Genomic DNA, 16,609 nt, shown 5'->3' with positions numbered 1-16,609 from the left:
GGACGCAAGTGTGACCGATATTGCGTCACCCTAGCGCGGTGTTGCCCCACTTGTCCCACATTCCGTACCGAACAACCGTAAAGTTCCGGACGTGCCGACCCAGACAATTCGCCGCGCCGGACACGCCCTCCTCGTCCCCGCCCTCGCCGCGCTGACCGTGCTGGCCGCGGGACCTGCCGCCGCGCAGGACCCCGTCGACCCGCCCGGCGACGTCGTCTTCGGCACGCGGACGCTGGGATTCGGCGACACCGTCGCCTTCCGCGGCCACAGCGACACCGCGACCCTCACCGTCCCGGTTCCGGACGGGCTGCGGCCTGCCGCGCTCGACACGACGGTGCAGATGCCCGCCAACGTCTCCCGCGGCTGGATCGACGTCGAGTCGCAGGGCCTGCTGCTCGCCCGCATCGATCTGCCCGCCGCCGGAACCCTGGTGCCGGTGTCGCTGCCCCTGGAGGCGGCACCGATCGTCGATCGCGCCGTCACCGTCACCCTCACCGTCCACCTGCTGCCGTTCGACGGCATCTGCCCCGAGGACTGGACGGATCGTTCGGTGGTGCTGCGGGACGGACGCGTCCGCTACACCGGGGCACCGACCCCACCCGCCGTGGTCGCCGACTTCCTGCCGCCGATCCTCGAGTCGTTGGAACTCGCACTGCCCGCCGACCCCACCCCTGCCGAGTCGGCCACCGCGCTCGATCTCACCGCGGCCGTCACCGCCCAATACACGGGCCGGCCACTGCGGGTGACGGTGCAGCCCCTGCCCGGCGACGACGCGGTGCCGCCCACCCCGGCAGGCCCGTTCACCCGGCAGATCGCGATCGTCGAAACCGACGGTGACGGTGCCGCCGCCCTCGTCGACGTGCCCGGCGGCCCCCCGGCCCTGGCGGTGACGGGTAACGCCGACGCGCTGCGCAACCAGGCCCGCCTCGTCACGAGCGACATCTCGTCGGTCGCGGTGGCCTCGGCCGCCACCGTCGGCGCGTTGGGCCTGCCGCCGCGGCTATCCCCCGACGCGACAACCCTCGGCGAACTGGGTCTCGGGGCCCTCACCGACACCGGGGTCGGCGTGGTGGAGGTGCCGCTCGGCATCGACCAGACCCGTCTGGGACGCCCGTCCCACAATGTGCGGATCAACCTGCAGGGCTCCTACACCCCGCTGCCCACGACCGAGGGCGGCCTGGTGTCGGTGACGGTCGGCGACACGGTCGTCGACTCGTGGCCCGCCGACGCGACGGGCCGGCTGGATCGGTGGATCACCGTGCCGGACACCGTGCTCGGACGGGTCACCGACGTCGTGGTGTCCCTGCGCTCCACCGGCGGCACCCACCAGTGCGGCCTGCAGCAGCCGATGACGCTGACCGTCGACGCCGGCAGCCGCGTCACCACCGAACCCGCCGATCCGCCGCAGCCCGGCGGGTTCCGGTCGCTGCCGCAGGCGCTGCTGCCGAAGGTCAACGTCGCCGCCACCGAGACCGGGATCGCCGACACCGCACGGGCCGTCGCGCTCGTGGCCGGGCTGCAGGGTCTGACGTCGGTGCCGCTCGACCCCGAATGGGTGAGCCTCGACGAGGCCGCGAGCGGCAGCACCCCCGCCATCGTCGTCGCTGCGGACGGCCGCGTCCCCGATGGGCTCGAGCTGCCGCTGGCCGGCACGCAGGGCCGCACCCTCGACCTCGTCGACCCGGCCACCGGCGACGCCACCACCGTCACCTTCCCCACCGACGTCGAGTTCGCGTCGCTGCAGGTGGCGCGCGACGGCGAGCGCGCCGTCCTCGTCGCCGCCGCCACCGACGTGCCCGGCGAACTCGACCGCACCCTCGGCTGGCTCGCCGCGCAGCCGCAACGCTGGGCGGAACTCGACGGCGACGTGCTGTTCACCACCGCGGACCGCGACCCCGTCGAACTCGCGCTCACCGACCCGGCCACCGAGACCACCGCGCAGCAGTCCCTCGCCGTGTCGACGAGGTGGGTGCTCGTCGGCGGCGGCCTCGTCCTCGCGGCCGGTCTCGCCGCGGCGCTGATCGGCGCGCTGCGATGGCGTCGCGGCCGGCCGCGCCCGCACTGATCGGACCCGCCATGAGCACCGTGACGAGCGCCGAACGCGCAACCCTGTTCGCGCACACCAGTGCCCGCTGGGCGATCGTCGTCGCCGCGACCCTGATCGGCTACTGGAGTACATGGCAGACGCTGGTCGAGGAGGTCGCGCGCGGCACCGGCGGCGGCTACGTGGCGCTGGTGCCGCCGTTCGCGGTGCTGGCCGCCGAGGGCGTCACCCGGCGCCGGCGCGGTGAGCTGCCGATCCACGACCGGCAGACCGACCGGATCGTCGGCGGTGCCGTCCTGCTGATCGCGATCGCGGTCAAGTGGCTGCTGCTGCCGCGGTACGGGCCGAACTATCAGATGATGCACCTGGATGTGCTGTCCGCGTGGCTGTTCGTGATCGGCATGTGCGTGCTGCTGTTCGGGCTGAGGGTCGCCTCCCGCTACTGGCCGGTGTGGCTGCTGCTGCTGGGCACCTCGCCGCTGGCCTACCGGGCGATGCTCGTGCAGCTCGGCGGCAGCAAGTTCGCCGCCGGGTTCCTGATGGTGCTGCTGGGTTCGATTGCGATCGCCGTCGCGGTCGGCCGCACCCGGCGCCGCGCGCTGATCGGGTTCTGCGCGACGATGCTGCTCGGCCTGGCGCTGCTGGTCGCGGTGACCACCCGCTATCCGGATGCGCGGATCGTCGTCGCGCAGATCGTGCCGTCGGCGGTGGCCGCGCTCGTCGTCGGCGCCGCGTTCTACCTGTACCGGTACCGGGGCCTGGCGCCGCGGACCCTGCCGCCGAACCCGGTGTCGCCGCGGGAGGCGGCCCGCTGTCTGCTGATGATCGTGCCCGCCACCGTCGTGCTGGCCGCGGCGCCGCTGCCCGATCAGCAGCTCACGCCCGTGTCGGTGGGGCCGCCGCCGAGCGGCACCGTCAGCCAGGTCGTCCCCACCGGCTGGTATCAGCTCGAATCCATCGACTACGACTGGCCGCGAAGATATTTCGGTTCCACGGCCCAGCTGCGACGGCAGATGATCCGCGCCGTCGAACCGCGCGCCGACTGGGACCGGCTCTCGCGCCCGCGGACCGTCGCCGTGCAGACCCTGCAGGTGCGGCGGGTGGGGGTGTTCGAGGTGTACCCCGTGCACACCATGTACGACCTCGGGCAGGCGCGGGTGAGCCCGAAGATCCGGGTGGATCTCGGCCGGGGTGTGCAGGCCGACTTCTTCACCGTCGTCGACGACGAGCTGCTGCTCACGTGGAGCCTGATGAGTTTCGTCTGGACACGCGGCGACGCCCTCGCGCAGCGGGTGAGCTTGCTGACCGTCGACAATCACGAGCTCGACGCCCCCTTCCCCCAGCCCACCCCGAACATGGCGTCGAATGCGAGCGCGCTGCTGTCGGTGTTCCTGCGCGGCCGGGCGTCGGTGGAGGACTCCGACCCCGAGTACAAGGACCTGGACATGCTCACCGAGGTGGGCCGTGAACTGGTGGAGGCGCAGTGGCGCGGAATCTAGTCGACGAGGAGTTCAAGGCCGCGGCGCTGCACGACGCGGTGTACGGGTTGCGGGAGAAGCGGCCGCTGTCGTCGGCGTCGGTGGCGTTCGTGCCGTGGCAGAAGTGGCTGACGCTGGGCCTGGTCGCCGTGGTGATCCTGGCGCTGGTGTTCGCGACGATCCCGACGCTGACCGTGCTCACGGCGGTGTGCACGGCCGGGTACATCGCCACGCTCGCCGACCGGTTGCTGCTGTTCTCCCGCGGTCTGGCGCGCGACGCGATCTTCACCGTCGACGACGACGTGGCCCGGGCCGTGCCCGAGCAGGATCTGCCGACGTACACGGTGCTGGTGCCGGCCTACAACGAGCCGGAGGTGGTGGGCGATCTGATCGCGGCGATGACCGCGATCGACTATCCGGCCGAGAAGCTGCAGGTGCTGTTGCTGCTCGAGGAGGACGACGCCGTCACCATCGCCGCGGCGCAGGAGGCCGGCCTCGGCGAGATCGTGGAGATCCTGCTGGTGCCGGCGGCGGATCCACGGACCAAACCGAAGGCGTGCAACTACGGGCTGCACTTCGCCACCGGCGACGTCGTCACCATCTTCGACGCCGAGGATCTACCGGAGCCGCTGCAGTTGCGGCGGGTGGCGGTGGCGTTCGACCGGCTCGGCGACGACGTCGCGTGCGTGCAGGCGAAGCTGGCGTTCCACAACGGAACCCAGAACATGCTCACCGGGTGGTTCACCGCCGACTACGCGCTGTGGTTCAACTTCGTGCTGCCCGGGCTCATGCGCTCGAATTCGCCCATCCCGCTGGGTGGTACGTCGAACCACATCCGACGCAGCGTGTTCGACGAGATCGGCGCGTGGGATCCGTACAACGTCACCGAGGATGCCGACCTCGGGGTGCGCATCGCCGAGTCGGGCTACCGTACGGCCGTATTGGACTCGACGACGCTCGAGGAAGCCAACAGCGATCCGATCAACTGGATACGGCAGCGTTCCCGCTGGTACAAGGGATATCTACAGACGTGGCTCGTGCACGTGCGCCGGCCCGTACAACTGTGGCGGGGTATCGGCACCGTCGGGATGCTCCGGTTCACCACCCTGCTCGCCGGGACGCCGATCATCGCGTGCCTGAACATGGTGTTCTGGCTGATCACCATCTCCTGGCTGCTGGGTCAGCCGTTCCTGGTCGAGGAGATCTTCCCCTGGTACGTGTACTTCCCCGCGCTGATCTCGCTGGTGTTCGGCAACTCGGCGGTGCTGTACATGAACCTGGTCGCGTGCCGGGAGACCGGCAACTCCGCGCTGTGGCTCGCGTGCCTGACGGTGCCGCTGTACTGGCTGATGATGTCGGTGGCCGCGATCAAGGGCACCTACCAGCTGATCCGCAATCCCTCCTACTGGGAGAAGACCTTCCACGGGCTGTCCTCATGAGGAGCAGCGCCGCCCGGGTGTTCTGGCTGTCCTGCCTGCTGTACGCGGCGGTGGGCCTGTACCTGGCGCTGGATGTCGCCTATTTCCAGGGTGATTCGCTCAGCCGCGTCGCGGCCGCGCGCAGCGCCCTGCACAGCCGCGACCCACACCTGGCGGCGATCGGATTCGTGTTCACTCCCCTGACGGCGCTGCTGCAGCTGCCGCTGGTGGCGCTGTCGGACTGGTGGCCGGCGCTGACCCGGTGGGGCATCACGGCGGTGGTGATGTCGGCGCCGTTCATGGCCGGGGCGGTCACCCAGGTGCACCTGTTCGCCCGCGACCGCGGGGCGTCGCCGTGGCTGGTGTGGACGGTGACGGTGCTGTTCGCCCTGAACCCGATGATCGTCTACTACGGCGCCAACGGCATGAGCGAGGCGCCGTTCCTGATGCTGCTGTGCTGGGCGACGCGCCGGCTGGTGCGGTGGATCAGCACCGACGACGTGCACGACCTCGCCGTCGCCGGGATCGCCGTGGGCCTGGCGTATCTGGCGCGGTACGACGCGCTCGCCGTCGGCGCGGCCGTCACCGTCCTCGTCGTCGCGGTGACGCGGTCGCGCACGGGCGGGTGGCGCCCGGCGCTGCTCGACGCGATCCTCGTCGCGTCACCGGTGGCGTTGTCGTTCCTGGTGTGGGCGGCGACGAGCTGGCTGATCACCGGCGAAGCGCTGCAGCAGTTCTCGTCGGCGTACGGCAACGCGGCGATCCTCGAGCAGAGCGGCGGCGGTTCGGCCGGGGGCCTGGCGGCGCTGGCGTTCTCCGTCGCCGAGATCCTGGTGCTGGGGCCGGCGCTGCCGCTGCTCGCGCCGGTGGTCGCGGTGCTGGCGTGGCGCCGCCGGGACTTCGAGCCGGTCGTGCCGTTCGTGGTGCTGGGGGCGGTGCTGGCGTTCGCGGCCCTGTCGTACTTCCGGGGCATGACGTTCCCGTTCCTGCGGTTCTATCTGGCCGCGGTGCCGCTGGCGGCGATGTGGGTGGTGCAGCTCGCGCCCCGTCGCGGGCAGCTGAAGGCACGCCGGCTCGGCGCCCACGCGACGGCGCGGCCGCAGGACCGCGACTCCCTCGCACCGGTCGGGGCGCTGGCGCTCGCGGTGTCGGTACCGATCACGTTCGTCGCGATGGGCGATGCGAACCTCTCGCAGGAGCAGCACGCGCTGCGCACCGTGCTGTTTCCCGACCCGGACGACACGTCGGAGCTGCGGGACCAGGAGAACCGGATCATCGCCTCGTTCGGCACGGAACGGCGCATCGCCGACTACCTCGACGGCCTCGACCTGCCCGACGGCTCGGTGGTGATGGACACCGTATACGGGTTCGCGGTGCTCACCGCGACCGACCGGCCGCAGCAGTTCGTCATCCCGTCCGACGCGGACTTCACCCGCATCCTCAACGATCCCGCCGCGAACGGCGTGCGTTATCTGCTGACCGTGCCGAACGAGGGCCGCGGCGTCTCGGACGCGGTGAACCGCCGCTACCCCACCGTTTTCGAGAACGGCGCCGACATCGCGACCCTCGATCTGGAGATCCCCAACGACGGTGACAACCAGCCGACCTGGCGTCTGTACCGGATCGGTTGACGCACCCGCGAGCCGCGTGCCACCATCGCTGCACCGACCCCGATAACGGGGCGACCCCGGCCGGTGCGCCAACACCGAACCGGGGTCTGGGCACAAGACAGTAGGAGCTGTCATGCACCGTGAGGTGGATTGTATCCACACGCCGATTCCCGGCGCGTATCCCCGTAAGTGGCCGCGTGCCACGCACCCCGACGTGGCGTCGTCTTCCGTCCTGACCTGCCCGCCGACGACCTGACCTGCACCCCGCCCCGCACCCGACCGCCGGGTCCGGGGCTGTCGGTGTTTCCCTGCGTGCGTGCGAGGGCCGTTCCGGTGACCGAGGCGCACGCGGTCACGTCGTTTTCCGTGCGGGTCCGACGCTAACCAACCGCATCCGGCAATCCACCGTCCCGGTGAACGGCACCGGGCACCCGATCGAGCACGGGTCGACACGTCCGACCGGGTCCAGCTCAGCCGCTTGCCTTTTCGGCAGGCGGCCAGACGTGCTGGCCGAGACGCGGTATCGGGGCATGGTCCGTGGGTTTGCTTGGGGAAGGGGCCGACGAGTCAGGGACCCGAAGGGTCTCCGACTGCTCTGCCGTCCCGGATTCTTCTCTGCCGGAACCGAGCACGCGCACTCGATCCGGCGACGTGCGCCCGGGCGCACAGCGCCTGGGATCAGCGCGGGCTGGGCGGCAGCTCGTGCAACGCGCGCACCAACGGGGCCAGCTCCGGGATCTCGCACGCCTCGCCGAGGGCGGCCTCGAGGGTGGCGTCGTGCGTCGGACGCGCACTGTCGAGCAGCTCGCGCCCGTCGGCGGTCAGTTCGGTGTAGATGCCGCGGCGATCGTCCTCACACAGGATCCGCGTGAGCAACCCGCGCTTCTCGAGACGATTGACCAGCCGGGTCGTCGCGCTGCTGCTCAGCGCGGCCGCACGGGCGAGCTGCGCCATCCGCATGTGCCAGCCGTCCTGCCGGCTCAGCGCATCGAGCACGGTGTACTCGACCACCGAGAGCTGGTGCTCCTGCTGGAGGGCGCGTTCGAGCTCGGTGTCGAGCGCCCCGTGCAGCGCTGCCAGCGTGCGCCACCCTTGCGCGCGGATCTCCACCGCGTCGTCCGCAATGCCCACGTCGCCTCCTCGCTTCCTGCCCTCACCGATACTACCCGCTTGCGCATGTATAGAGCGCGTGCAACTATTTATGAGGCGTCTGCAACTACTGCACACGCGCTCTATGCGCTGACGCGCAGATCTTCGAAAGGAACTCGACGTGCCTTCAGGCCTCATCGCCCTCGCCATGGGCGGATTCGGGATCGGCCTCACCGAATTCGTGATCATGGGACTGCTGCCGGAGGTCGCCGCGGACTTCGCCGTGAGCGAGTCCGTCGCCGGCTACCTCATCTCCGGGTACGCACTCTCGGTCGCCCTCGGCGCGATCCTGCTCACCGCCGCCCTCACCCGCTTCGACCGGAAACGGGCCCTGCTGTCCCTGATGGTGCTGTTCATCGTCGGCAACCTGCTGTCGGCCCTCGCCCCGTCGTACGAGGTCATGATGGGCGGACGCATCGTCGCGGCCCTGTGCCACGGCGCGTTCTTCGGCATCGGGTCCGTCGTGGCTGCGGACATGGTCGCACCTTCCAAGCGCGCCGGCGCCATCGCCATCATGTTCGCCGGCCTCACCATCGCCAACGTCCTCGGAGTCCCGTTCGGCACCCTGCTCGGGCAGCAACTGGGGTGGCGCTCGACCTTCTGGGCGATCACCGCGATCGGCGTGGTGGCACTCGCCGGCATCATCGCTCTCGTGCCGGCCACTCCCCCGGCCGCCACGCACGGCGGCCTGCGCGGCGAACTCCACGCGTTCCGCAACAAGCAGGTCTGGTTCTCGATCGCGCTGACCGTCCTCGGCTACGGCGGCATGTTCGGCGCCTTCACCTACATCGCCTTCACCCTGACCGAGGTCAGCGGCTTCGCGACGGCCAGCGTGCCGTGGCTGCTCATCGTCTTCGGCTCCGGCCTGTTCGTCGGAAACTACCTGGGCGGCAAGGCAGCCGATCGGGCCCTCACCCCGGCGCTGACCTGGATTCTCGCGCTGGTGACCGCCGTCCTGATCGTCTTCGCCGCGACCGCCGACAACCGAACCATGACGATCCTCTCGCTGTTCCTGATGGGCGCCTTCGGTTTTGCGACAGTCCCCGGTCTGCAGATGCGAATCATGAACTACGCCTCCGCCGCCCCCACCATGGCCTCCGGTGCCAACATCGCCGCCTTCAACGTGGGCAACGCCCTCGGTGCCTGGCTCGGCGGTCTGACCATCGCAGCCGGCCTGGGCTTCACCTCCCCGATCTGGATGGGTGCAGTCGTCACGGCCGCCGGCCTCGTCGTGCTGCTGATCGCCACGGCGATGGATCGGCCGAGGGCCGAAGCGCCGGCGGACTCGACGCTCGTGCGCATCTGACCCTCGTGCGCTGACCCCGCGTCCACCGGACCGCCGAAGCTCGCAGTTCGCGGTGGGCACGGGACGGGTACGCGACCGCCCATCCGCAATGCGGGGAGGGACTCGTAGCCGGTCATTCATGTTTCAGGCTCTGGAAGAACGACTCCGCCAGAGCGTTCTCGTAACTCCGCGCGGCCGCCGTCCAGCAGCAATGATTTGCGGGCCGCTCGAGTCGTGTATCGCGTAGTGCATCCGCAGCTCGCCTGGAGGTGTGTGGCCGATCAGTCGTGTTTCGCCTCGTAGCGCAGCAGGACCGTGCCACCCGGGAAGGTGCGGTTCTCCAACAGTCGCAGCGAGATCCATGACGGCAGTGTCGGGAAGAACGGGGTGCCGCCGCCCACGGCGATGGGGGCGACCACGAGCCGGTATTCGTCTACCAGTCCCGCCTGCACGATCGGTGCGGCCAGCGTCGCGCCGGCCACCTCCAGCGTCCCGTCGGTTTCGGCCTTCAGCTTCGTCACCACCTCGACCGGGTCACCGCGTTCCAGGCGAGAGTTCCAGTCGACGGACTCCAGGGTGCGCGAGAACACGACCTTGGGCATGTCGCGCCAGACACGGGCGAAGTCGACGATCAGAGGGGTGGCGTCCGGGGCCTCGTCGGCAGTCGGCCAGTACGCGGCCATCAGTTCGTAGAGCCGCCGCCCGTAGAACGACAGGGCGGTCTCCCGCTCGAAGTCGTTCCAGTACTGGTGTAGTTCTTCGCTCGGATCGGTCCAGTCGATGTTTCCTTGCGCATCGGCGATGTACCCGTCCACCGACACGTTGAAGCCATAGATGAGTTTGCCCATGCAGATCAGACTGCCCCGGAGGGCGAAACTCATCGCGACGCCGCACAAGTTATTGCCGAATCGTTGTGGACGGACGCGCGTCAGGCGGCCCCCTCCCACTTGCAGGCCGGAAGCACCGCCTCCGGTTCACGGCCGAACGATGCCGGAGTGGGCACCGGTGGCAGCGCCGGCTGACCGGAATCGACGAGATCGGGCTCTCGCTCGGTGTCAAGGGACTGGGGCGACCGGCTGTCGGAGTATGGTGCGCAGTCGGTCGGGCGCGGTCCTGCGGAAGTCGGTGAGATAGATCTCGTGATGCTTGCCGGTCAGGCGCAATTCGTTGTCCGGGATGAATTCTTCGTGAAGTTGCGCGAGTACGGCAGCTTCGTCGTCGAAGGGGCCGACGTGCAATGTCTGCACGCATCGGCCTTCGTGAAGCGTCTCGAGGCGGACGTCGTCGAGGCCCTGGGGGCGATTCCCGGCTCCGGCGCGTTCGACGGCCGCGGCGAACATCGCATGGTCGATCCAGTCCGGCGTCATTATCATCATGGTCCAGTCCCATCGTGATTTGTCCCGCGCCGCGGTAAACGAATCCATGTCGTCCGCCCACCACAATCCCTCGAGTGGCGGAACAACGTAGTCCTGGTCCAGATCGCGCTTGCTGGCAAACTTCAGCTTGTACGCCACGGGGTACAGAGCGCGGACTGCCCGGTCGAAGTCGGGAGAGGTATTGGGGTCGCCATGACCATCGATCATGAGGTATTGCATCGTCGGTACGTCGACCAGGCGGAACTTGCCCCGTCGTGCCTGATAGGCGTCGAGGGTCATCTTGAAATCAGTCTTCTCCGTCATTGGATACCTGGACTCGCGCTGCGAGCCACGTCCTTTCCGCCTCGAGCAGGCTGAGTGAGTACGAGAACATCTCGCGCGCGGGCCGCGGAAGATGCGGATCCGACCTCTGGACCGCGTGCAGCGCGGCGATTCGCGCGTCGATCTGGGCTGGTCGAGCGGTCTGAGAGTTGCGGCGTCAGGTGGAGAGAGTCACGGGGCAAGCTGCAACTGTTCCGGCGTGATGACGGTCAGGAGAATCTGCGTCGGTAGATCATGGCCGCTGCGGTGTACGAGGCGACCAGGATGCCGGCGCACCAGGCGAGGGCCACCCACAGGTCACCGGCCACCGGCTGGCCTGTGAGCAGGTCACGGACCGCGTTCACGATCGACGTCACGGGCTGGTTGTCGGCGAATGCCCGCACCGGGCCCGGCATCGACTCGGTGGGCACGAAGGCGGAGCTGACGAACGGCAGGAAGATGAGCGGGTAGGCAAATGCCCCCGCGCCGTCGACGGTGCTCGCCGACAGGCCGGCGATGACCGCGAGCCAGGTCAGCGCCAGCGTGAACAGGATGAGGATTACAGCGACCGTGAGCCATTCGAGGATGTTTGCCCCGGAACGGAACCCCATGAGGACGGCGAACCCGACGACGATGGCCAGTGCGGTCAGGTTGGCGACCAGGGAGGTCAGGACGTGTGACCACAACACCGAGGACCGGGAGATCGGCATCGACTGGAATCGTTCCACGATGCCGCCCTGCAGGTCGTTGAACAGTCGCACCGAGGTGTACGCGACGCCCGAGGCGACGGTGATGAGCAGGATGCCGGGCAGCAGGTAGCTCACGTACGCGGCTGTGCCCGTTCCGGCGCCGGTGTCGATGGCGCCGCCGAGGACGAACACGAACAGCAACATGATGGCCACCGGCGTGACCGCGGTCGTGATGATGGTGTCGGGGCTGCGGGTGATGTGGCGCAGGGATCGTCCGGTGAGGGCCGCGGTGTCGGAGACGACATGGGTGGTCATTTCGGCTCCTTTCCATCTGTGGCACTGGGCTTTTCGGCGCCGGCGCCGCCACCGACGATGCTGAGGAAGACCTCTTCGAGGGTGGGCTGCTTCTCGACGTATTCCACCTTCGAGGGGGGAAGCAGGCGCTTGAGTTCGGGGAGGGTGCCGTCGACGATGATCCGGCCCTCGTGCAGGATCGCGATCCGGTCGGCGAGCTGCTCGGCCTCCTCCAGGTACTGCGTGGTCAGGAGGACGGTCGTGCCCCTTGCGGTGAGGTCTCGAACGACCTGCCACACCTCCATGCGCGCTTGCGGATCGAGCCCGGTGGTGGGTTCGTCGAGGAACACGATCGGCGGGTTGCCGATGAGGCTCATCGCGATGTCGAGGCGCCGGCGCATGCCCCCCGAGTACGTCGAGACCTTTCGGTCCCCGGCTGCTGTCAGTGAGAAGCGCTCGAGCAGCTGGTCGGCCACCACCTTCGGATCGGGTAGATGGCGCAGTTTGGCGATCAGCACGAGGTTTTCCCGGCCGCTGAGAATCTCGTCCACGGCGGCGAACTGGCCGGTGAGGCTGATCGATTCGCGTACGTCGGCGGCGTCCTCGACCACGTCGAAGCCGGTGACGGCGGCTTGCCCGGCGTCCGGTTTCAGCAGCGTGGCGAGGATCTTCACGAGCGTGGTCTTGCCGGCGCCGTTCGAGCCGAGCAACGCGAAGATGCTGCCTGCCTCGACCTCGAAGTCGACGCCGCGCAACACGTGCAACTGCTCGTACGACTTCTCGACGCCCTTGACGCTGATGGCGGTGGTCATCGCTGCTCCTTGCGTTCGGCGTCCTCGATCGTCTTGGTGAGGCGAGCACGCTCCTTGTCGATCCACTGCGCGCCGGTGTAGGCCTGCGCGAACGTCTCGGCGAACTCGACGGGGTCTTCGCCGACGATCTTCCGGAGCGGAGTTCCGTCGGCCGCGGCGCGCTCCCACAAGTCGGCGGAGTCGCCGAGCATCGTCACGAGGGTGCCGCCGTCGGTGATGCCACCGTAGTAGGTGAGGTACCGCTGGAAGGCCTTCGCGGTGCTCGAGTAGGGTTCCGGCAGCTTCTCGATCCGGGCCTTGTACCGCTTGAACTGCTTCTTCTGCTCGAGTGATCCGGTGAGGAATTCGATCCATTTGGCGGCCATGATCACTTCTCTCCTTCGTGCAGCTGTTCGATACGTTCTGCGAGGAAGCTCCAGTTCCTCCAGAATTCGCTGAGTCGGTCTTGCCCCCGCGCGTTGAGGGTGTACACCTTGCGCGGCGGGCCCTTCTCGGATGGAACCTTTTCCACGTCGACGAGGTCACGCTGCTCGACCCGGACGAGTAGGGCGTAGACGGTGCCCTCCGCGATGTCCGTGAAGCCCTGCTCGCGTAGCTGTGTGGTGATCTCGTACCCGTAGGCGGGCCGTGTCGCGAGGATCGCGAGCACGATGCCCTCGAGGACTCCCTTGAGCATCTCGGTCGCCTGCTTGCCCATCACTCTCTCCCAGTACCTGGTGTCGCTGACTACCGGTAGAAAGTATCACTGGGTACCGGTAGGTGGCAACACTTAGTAGTGGGAGATTTTTCGACCCTGCCGGACACGGGGAACCTGCCAGTGGAGCCGAGGTCGAGGAGGTGAACTGTTGCGGCTCAGGACGATCGAGTGGATACAGGTCTCGCGCAGCCGGCCTGTGGCCCTGACGGGCACGTTCTTCGTCGGGAACGATCCGCGACGATTGGTCGACCTGCGAGGACGACAGGCACCGATCCGGCCGGATCTGACAGCCGGTGAGGTCGAGAGTGTTCCGATCAGGGGATCTGCGGGCGGAACTGCCGGGCCGTGGATATGGGTCGTGCATCCCGGGGGTGACTCGAGTGTCGAACCGAACCCCCTCAGCGATTGGTATTGCCTGCTGTCGGTGCTCGACCCGGTCACCTTTGCATCGAAGTGCCGTCTGGCTGTCTTCTCGCCGTACCCGGAGGTGTCGTACGACGGCGAAGGACGAATGTGGATCGTCGCAGGTGGGATGTGGCTGGTCGATCCATCATTACGGCATCCGGTTCAACGAGTACACCTCGATCAGCTCATCCAGCGGTAGCTGCCCGCCGATGACCGGGCTGACGATGGCCGCCAGACCACCCAGGACGGTGAGTCGCCCGTAATACCGCAGCAGTCGGGCACCGGAGTACAGATCACGGTCGGCGACCTGGGCGATGACGATGCCGACCGTGCCGGTCACCCCCTGCACCAGGCGCGCCGCGACGAGCGTCTCGATGCTCGGGCTCACCGCACACCACGCGGACGCCACCATGTAGGCGGCGACGCCGAGCAGCAGCGGGCGACGGCGGCCGAATCGGTCCGACAGCGGACCTGAGACGACCTGCCCGAGCGCGAGCCCGAGCAGGCACGCGGTGACGGTCAGCTGCGCCGCCGACGTGCTCGCCCCGAGGTCGGCGGTGAGCGCGGGCAGGACCGGCAGGTACAGGTCCATCGAGATCGGGCCGAAGACGGTGAGCAGGCTGAGCACGATCCCCAGCGCCCGGCCTGGGGGCGGGATTCGAGGCGCGGGCGACCGGAGGTCAGGGGCGGAGCAGCACCTTGATCGCGCGCCGCTCGTCCATGGCCTTGTACCCGTCGGCGGCCTGCCCGAGCGGCAGCTCGAGATCGAACACCTTGCCCGGGTTGATCTTTCGATTCCAGATCAGGTCGATCAGCTCGGGCAGGTACTGCCGGACTGGTGCCGGACCACCGTGCAGGTGCACGTGGGAGAAGAACAGCTCGTCACCGGGCAGCTGCACGTCGTGGGCGACACCGACGTACCCGACGTGTCCGCCGGGCCGAGTGGACCGGATGGCCTGCATCATCGACTCCTGGGTGCCGACGGCCTCGATCACCGAGTGCGCCCCCAGCCCGCCGGTGAGCTCCTTGATCCGGGCGACGCCCGCGTCGCCGCGCTCGACGACGATGTCGGTGGCACCGAACTCGCGGGCCAGCCGCTGGCGCGGTTCGTGGCGGCTCATCGCGATGATCCGTTCGGCGCCGAGTTGCCTGGCCGCGAGCACCGCGAGCAGGCCGACGGCGCCGTCGCCGACGACCGCGACGGTCTTGCCCGGTCCGGCTTCGGCGGCGACCGCACCGAACCATCCGGTGCCGAGGACGTCCGAGGCAGCCAGCAAGGACGGGATCAGGTCGGGGTCGGGCATCCCGGGCGTGGCCACCAGCGTGCCGTCCGCGAGCGGAACCCGCAGGAACTCGGCCTGGGAACCGAGGCTGCCCATGATCACCCGGTGGACGCACGAGCTCTGGTAGCCGGCGCGGCAGATCTCGCAGGTGTTGTCGGACGCGAAGAACGACCCGACGACGAAGTCGCCGACCTTGATATCGGCGACGTCCCCGCCGATCTCCTCGACGATGCCGACGTACTCGTGGCCCATGGGGATCGGGCCGTCGTAGGTCTCGACCCCGCGGTAGGGCCACAGGTCCGAGCCACACACACAGCTCGCGGACAGTCTGATGATCGCGTCGGTGGGTTCGACGAGGGACGGAAGGTCGCGTTCCTCGACACGGACGTCGCCGGGGGCGTGCAGGACTGCTCCTCGCATGACGGTGCTCCTTGATGTTCGAACTCGATGTCCGGCATGTCTCCGGCCCGCGTTCCATGGAACCCCGCGCACCGTCCGAACGGGAGGTCGCGTTCATGGGGGGTACAACTGCAACCTCCCTCGGCGACGCACCGGACCTGAGTCGCACCAGGTCGGCCGATTCTCGGAACCGATCCGGCATTGTGTTGGTGACAGCGGTGCGGGTTCGGGAAATGACACGCTTGCTGTATGACTACGACTCGTCGTGCCCGAACACGACAGCACAACGACCCTGCCGCCTCCCGGCTCAGTTCTGCATGAGGATCTGCTGTTCTTTGACCAGGGGGTATGCCGCGAGGGCGCTTCCGTCGAGATCTTCTCTGTGCATATCCACGCCGGTGACCTGACTGTTCTCGTAGGTCCGGTAGTAGTAGACGCCCTTGCTCGTATTGCAGCACGACGAGTAGATGGTGATCTCGTACTTGTCGTCGAGCCGAACACATCCCCGCTGTTGTTCCACGGAGCCGAGAATATGGAAGAACTGACTGATCGCCTCGGATTCCGACTCGCCCGATACCGAATTCACTTTGGTGAAGGCAGCTTTGACGAAACGCGACATCGAGGACAGATCTCCGGGCAATCCCACAGCACCGAGTCCGCGACTGTAGGTGTCGAAGGGTATCTCTTTCGAGAATCGCGGTTCCGGCGGATCGACGGACAGACTCATGTAGTTGTTGATGTTGAACAACTGGATATCGAATGTCGGGTTGTTGGTGAGGACCTGGATCGGATTGTCGTGGACTTTCAGGCCCTCTCGGACCGACTCGACAGAGATGGATTCGTTCCGGTCGGAGATGATCCAGTGCAGCGGGGAAGGTGGGAACTCTTCGCTGAACGCGAGGTCGACGATGCGCACGTCTGCCAGTGCGTCTCGAACCTGAGCCACGGTCTCGAACTGTCCCAGGACCCAGGGAATGAACTCGAACGACGCGATATTGGTCCCGTCCTCCGAGACGGGCTTGTAGTCGGCATTGTCGGGGAAATTCAGCCCCGCCATGCTCAGGCCCTTCTCGTTGGTCGCGTCGTAGTAAAGCGGGTAACCATCGGCCACGGTTGCCATACCGATCATGGCGTGATGCGTCCTCTGCGCAGGCACCCTGCGGAACTCGAACGGGAAGTTACGCGGCGTGACCGTCACCGATTCCCTGTACGAATACTCGAGGTCGAGGTTCCGGCCGAAGTAGTGGTCCTTGGCGGTGTAGTTGGCGGCTGTGCACATACGGCTCCTCCGGACAATCTCGACCCACGGTATCGGCATCTGCGCGCAAGTTCAGGATGTCTGATTCTGCGAGTTTCTTCCAGTATGTCAG

15 protein-coding genes are annotated in these 16,609 nt (G+C 68.0%); 5 read left to right on the top strand and 10 right to left on the bottom strand.

Annotated features, from left to right (window positions below; all coding sequences use genetic code 11):
• Positions 1-91 precede the first annotated feature (91 nt).
• The 4 genes from QYS60_RS02490 to QYS60_RS02475 are packed head-to-tail and all read left to right on the top strand — an operon-like array spanning position 92 to position 6,571.
• Entirely contained in the window at positions 92-2,065 is a 1,974-nt protein-coding gene (locus tag QYS60_RS02490; protein WP_371382337.1) for a hypothetical protein, read from the top strand.
• Positions 2,035-3,543 (top strand): archaeosortase/exosortase family protein, encoded by a 1,509-nt coding sequence (locus tag QYS60_RS02485; protein WP_371382336.1) that lies wholly within the window; start codon positions 2,035-2,037, stop codon positions 3,541-3,543. Before QYS60_RS02490 ends, QYS60_RS02485 begins: the two co-directional genes overlap by 31 nt.
• Complete coding sequence (locus QYS60_RS02480; RefSeq protein ID WP_371382335.1) at positions 3,528-4,961, top strand: glycosyltransferase; 1,434 nt, start codon at positions 3,528-3,530, stop codon at positions 4,959-4,961. The genes QYS60_RS02485 and QYS60_RS02480 overlap by 16 nt, the downstream gene beginning before the upstream one ends.
• Entirely contained in the window at positions 4,958-6,571 is a 1,614-nt protein-coding gene (locus QYS60_RS02475) for an ArnT family glycosyltransferase (protein ID WP_371382334.1), read from the top strand. The genes QYS60_RS02480 and QYS60_RS02475 overlap by 4 nt, the downstream gene beginning before the upstream one ends.
• Positions 6,572-7,228: 657 nt before the next feature.
• On the opposite strand, the gene QYS60_RS02470 is transcribed toward QYS60_RS02475, so the two are convergent.
• Positions 7,229-7,681, bottom strand: coding sequence for a MarR family winged helix-turn-helix transcriptional regulator (locus tag QYS60_RS02470; RefSeq protein ID WP_371382333.1), 453 nt, complete (start codon positions 7,679-7,681; stop codon positions 7,229-7,231).
• Positions 7,682-7,820: 139 nt separating this feature from the next.
• On the opposite strand from QYS60_RS02470, the gene QYS60_RS02465 reads away from it, so the two are divergent.
• Complete coding sequence (locus QYS60_RS02465; RefSeq protein ID WP_371382332.1) at positions 7,821-9,005, top strand: MFS transporter; 1,185 nt, start codon at positions 7,821-7,823, stop codon at positions 9,003-9,005.
• A 260-nt stretch (positions 9,006-9,265) separates the two neighbouring features.
• Here the strand turns inward: QYS60_RS02465 and QYS60_RS02460 are convergent, their stop codons facing one another.
• The 9 genes from QYS60_RS02460 to bsh all read right to left on the bottom strand — a co-directional run bounded on the left by QYS60_RS02460 (position 9,266) and on the right by bsh (position 16,518).
• Positions 9,266-9,832 (bottom strand): dihydrofolate reductase family protein, encoded by a 567-nt coding sequence (locus QYS60_RS02460; protein ID WP_003939556.1) that lies wholly within the window; start codon positions 9,830-9,832, stop codon positions 9,266-9,268.
• Between the two features lie 207 nt (positions 9,833-10,039).
• Entirely contained in the window at positions 10,040-10,663 is a 624-nt protein-coding gene (locus QYS60_RS02455) for a GyrI-like domain-containing protein (protein ID WP_371382331.1), read from the bottom strand.
• Between the two features lie 227 nt (positions 10,664-10,890).
• On the bottom strand, positions 10,891-11,664 hold the full coding sequence (locus QYS60_RS02450) for an ABC transporter permease (protein ID WP_371382330.1): 774 nt from the start codon (positions 11,662-11,664) through the stop codon (positions 10,891-10,893).
• Positions 11,661-12,455, bottom strand: coding sequence for an ABC transporter ATP-binding protein (locus tag QYS60_RS02445; RefSeq protein ID WP_289381615.1), 795 nt, complete (start codon positions 12,453-12,455; stop codon positions 11,661-11,663). Before QYS60_RS02445 ends, QYS60_RS02450 begins: the two co-directional genes overlap by 4 nt.
• Positions 12,452-12,820 (bottom strand): DUF1048 domain-containing protein, encoded by a 369-nt coding sequence (locus QYS60_RS02440; RefSeq protein WP_289381617.1) that lies wholly within the window; start codon positions 12,818-12,820, stop codon positions 12,452-12,454. The genes QYS60_RS02445 and QYS60_RS02440 overlap by 4 nt, the downstream gene beginning before the upstream one ends.
• 2 nt (positions 12,821-12,822) lie before the next feature.
• A complete protein-coding gene (locus QYS60_RS02435) occupies positions 12,823-13,152 on the bottom strand; it encodes a PadR family transcriptional regulator (protein ID WP_289381619.1) in 330 nt (109 codons plus the stop codon).
• 553 nt (positions 13,153-13,705) lie between these two features.
• On the bottom strand, positions 13,706-14,185 hold the full coding sequence (locus QYS60_RS02430; protein WP_244213175.1) for an MFS transporter: 480 nt from the start codon (positions 14,183-14,185) through the stop codon (positions 13,706-13,708).
• 52 nt (positions 14,186-14,237) lie between these two features.
• Positions 14,238-15,260, bottom strand: a complete 1,023-nt coding sequence (locus tag QYS60_RS02425) for a zinc-dependent alcohol dehydrogenase family protein (protein WP_371382329.1) — start codon at positions 15,258-15,260, stop codon at positions 14,238-14,240.
• 286 nt (positions 15,261-15,546) lie between these two features.
• A complete protein-coding gene (bsh, locus tag QYS60_RS02420) occupies positions 15,547-16,518 on the bottom strand; it encodes a choloylglycine hydrolase (protein WP_124258615.1) in 972 nt (323 codons plus the stop codon).
• Positions 16,519-16,609 lie beyond the last annotated feature (91 nt).

Source organism: Rhodococcus sp. GXMU-t2271 (genome assembly GCF_041414735.1).
GTDB classification, from domain to species: domain Bacteria; phylum Actinomycetota; class Actinomycetes; order Mycobacteriales; family Mycobacteriaceae; genus Rhodococcus; species Rhodococcus indonesiensis.
The sequence above is the reverse complement of the archived record's forward strand: the minus strand, read 5'-3'. Positions and strand labels throughout refer to the sequence as shown.

Bases quoted from the DNA above. Each gene is read 5' to 3' on its own strand.
- QYS60_RS02485 (WP_371382336.1), top strand. From the start codon at position 2,035: ATGGCGTCGCGGCCGGCCGCGCCCGCACTGATCGGACCCGCCATGAGC.
- bsh (WP_124258615.1), bottom strand. From the start codon at position 16,518: ATGTGCACAGCCGCCAACTACACCGCCAAGGACCACTACTTCGGCCGG.
- QYS60_RS02450 (WP_371382330.1), bottom strand. From the start codon at position 11,664: ATGACCACCCATGTCGTCTCCGACACCGCGGCCCTCACCGGACGATCC.
- QYS60_RS02435 (WP_289381619.1), bottom strand. From the start codon at position 13,152: ATGGGCAAGCAGGCGACCGAGATGCTCAAGGGAGTCCTCGAGGGCATC.
- QYS60_RS02445 (WP_289381615.1), bottom strand. From the start codon at position 12,455: ATGACCACCGCCATCAGCGTCAAGGGCGTCGAGAAGTCGTACGAGCAG.
- QYS60_RS02475 (WP_371382334.1), top strand. From the start codon at position 4,958: ATGAGGAGCAGCGCCGCCCGGGTGTTCTGGCTGTCCTGCCTGCTGTAC.
- QYS60_RS02460 (WP_003939556.1), bottom strand. From the start codon at position 9,832: ATGGGCAAACTCATCTATGGCTTCAACGTGTCGGTGGACGGGTACATC.
- QYS60_RS02425 (WP_371382329.1), bottom strand. From the start codon at position 15,260: ATGCGAGGAGCAGTCCTGCACGCCCCCGGCGACGTCCGTGTCGAGGAA.
- QYS60_RS02455 (WP_371382331.1), bottom strand. From the start codon at position 10,663: ATGACGGAGAAGACTGATTTCAAGATGACCCTCGACGCCTATCAGGCA.
- QYS60_RS02440 (WP_289381617.1), bottom strand. From the start codon at position 12,820: ATGGCCGCCAAATGGATCGAATTCCTCACCGGATCACTCGAGCAGAAG.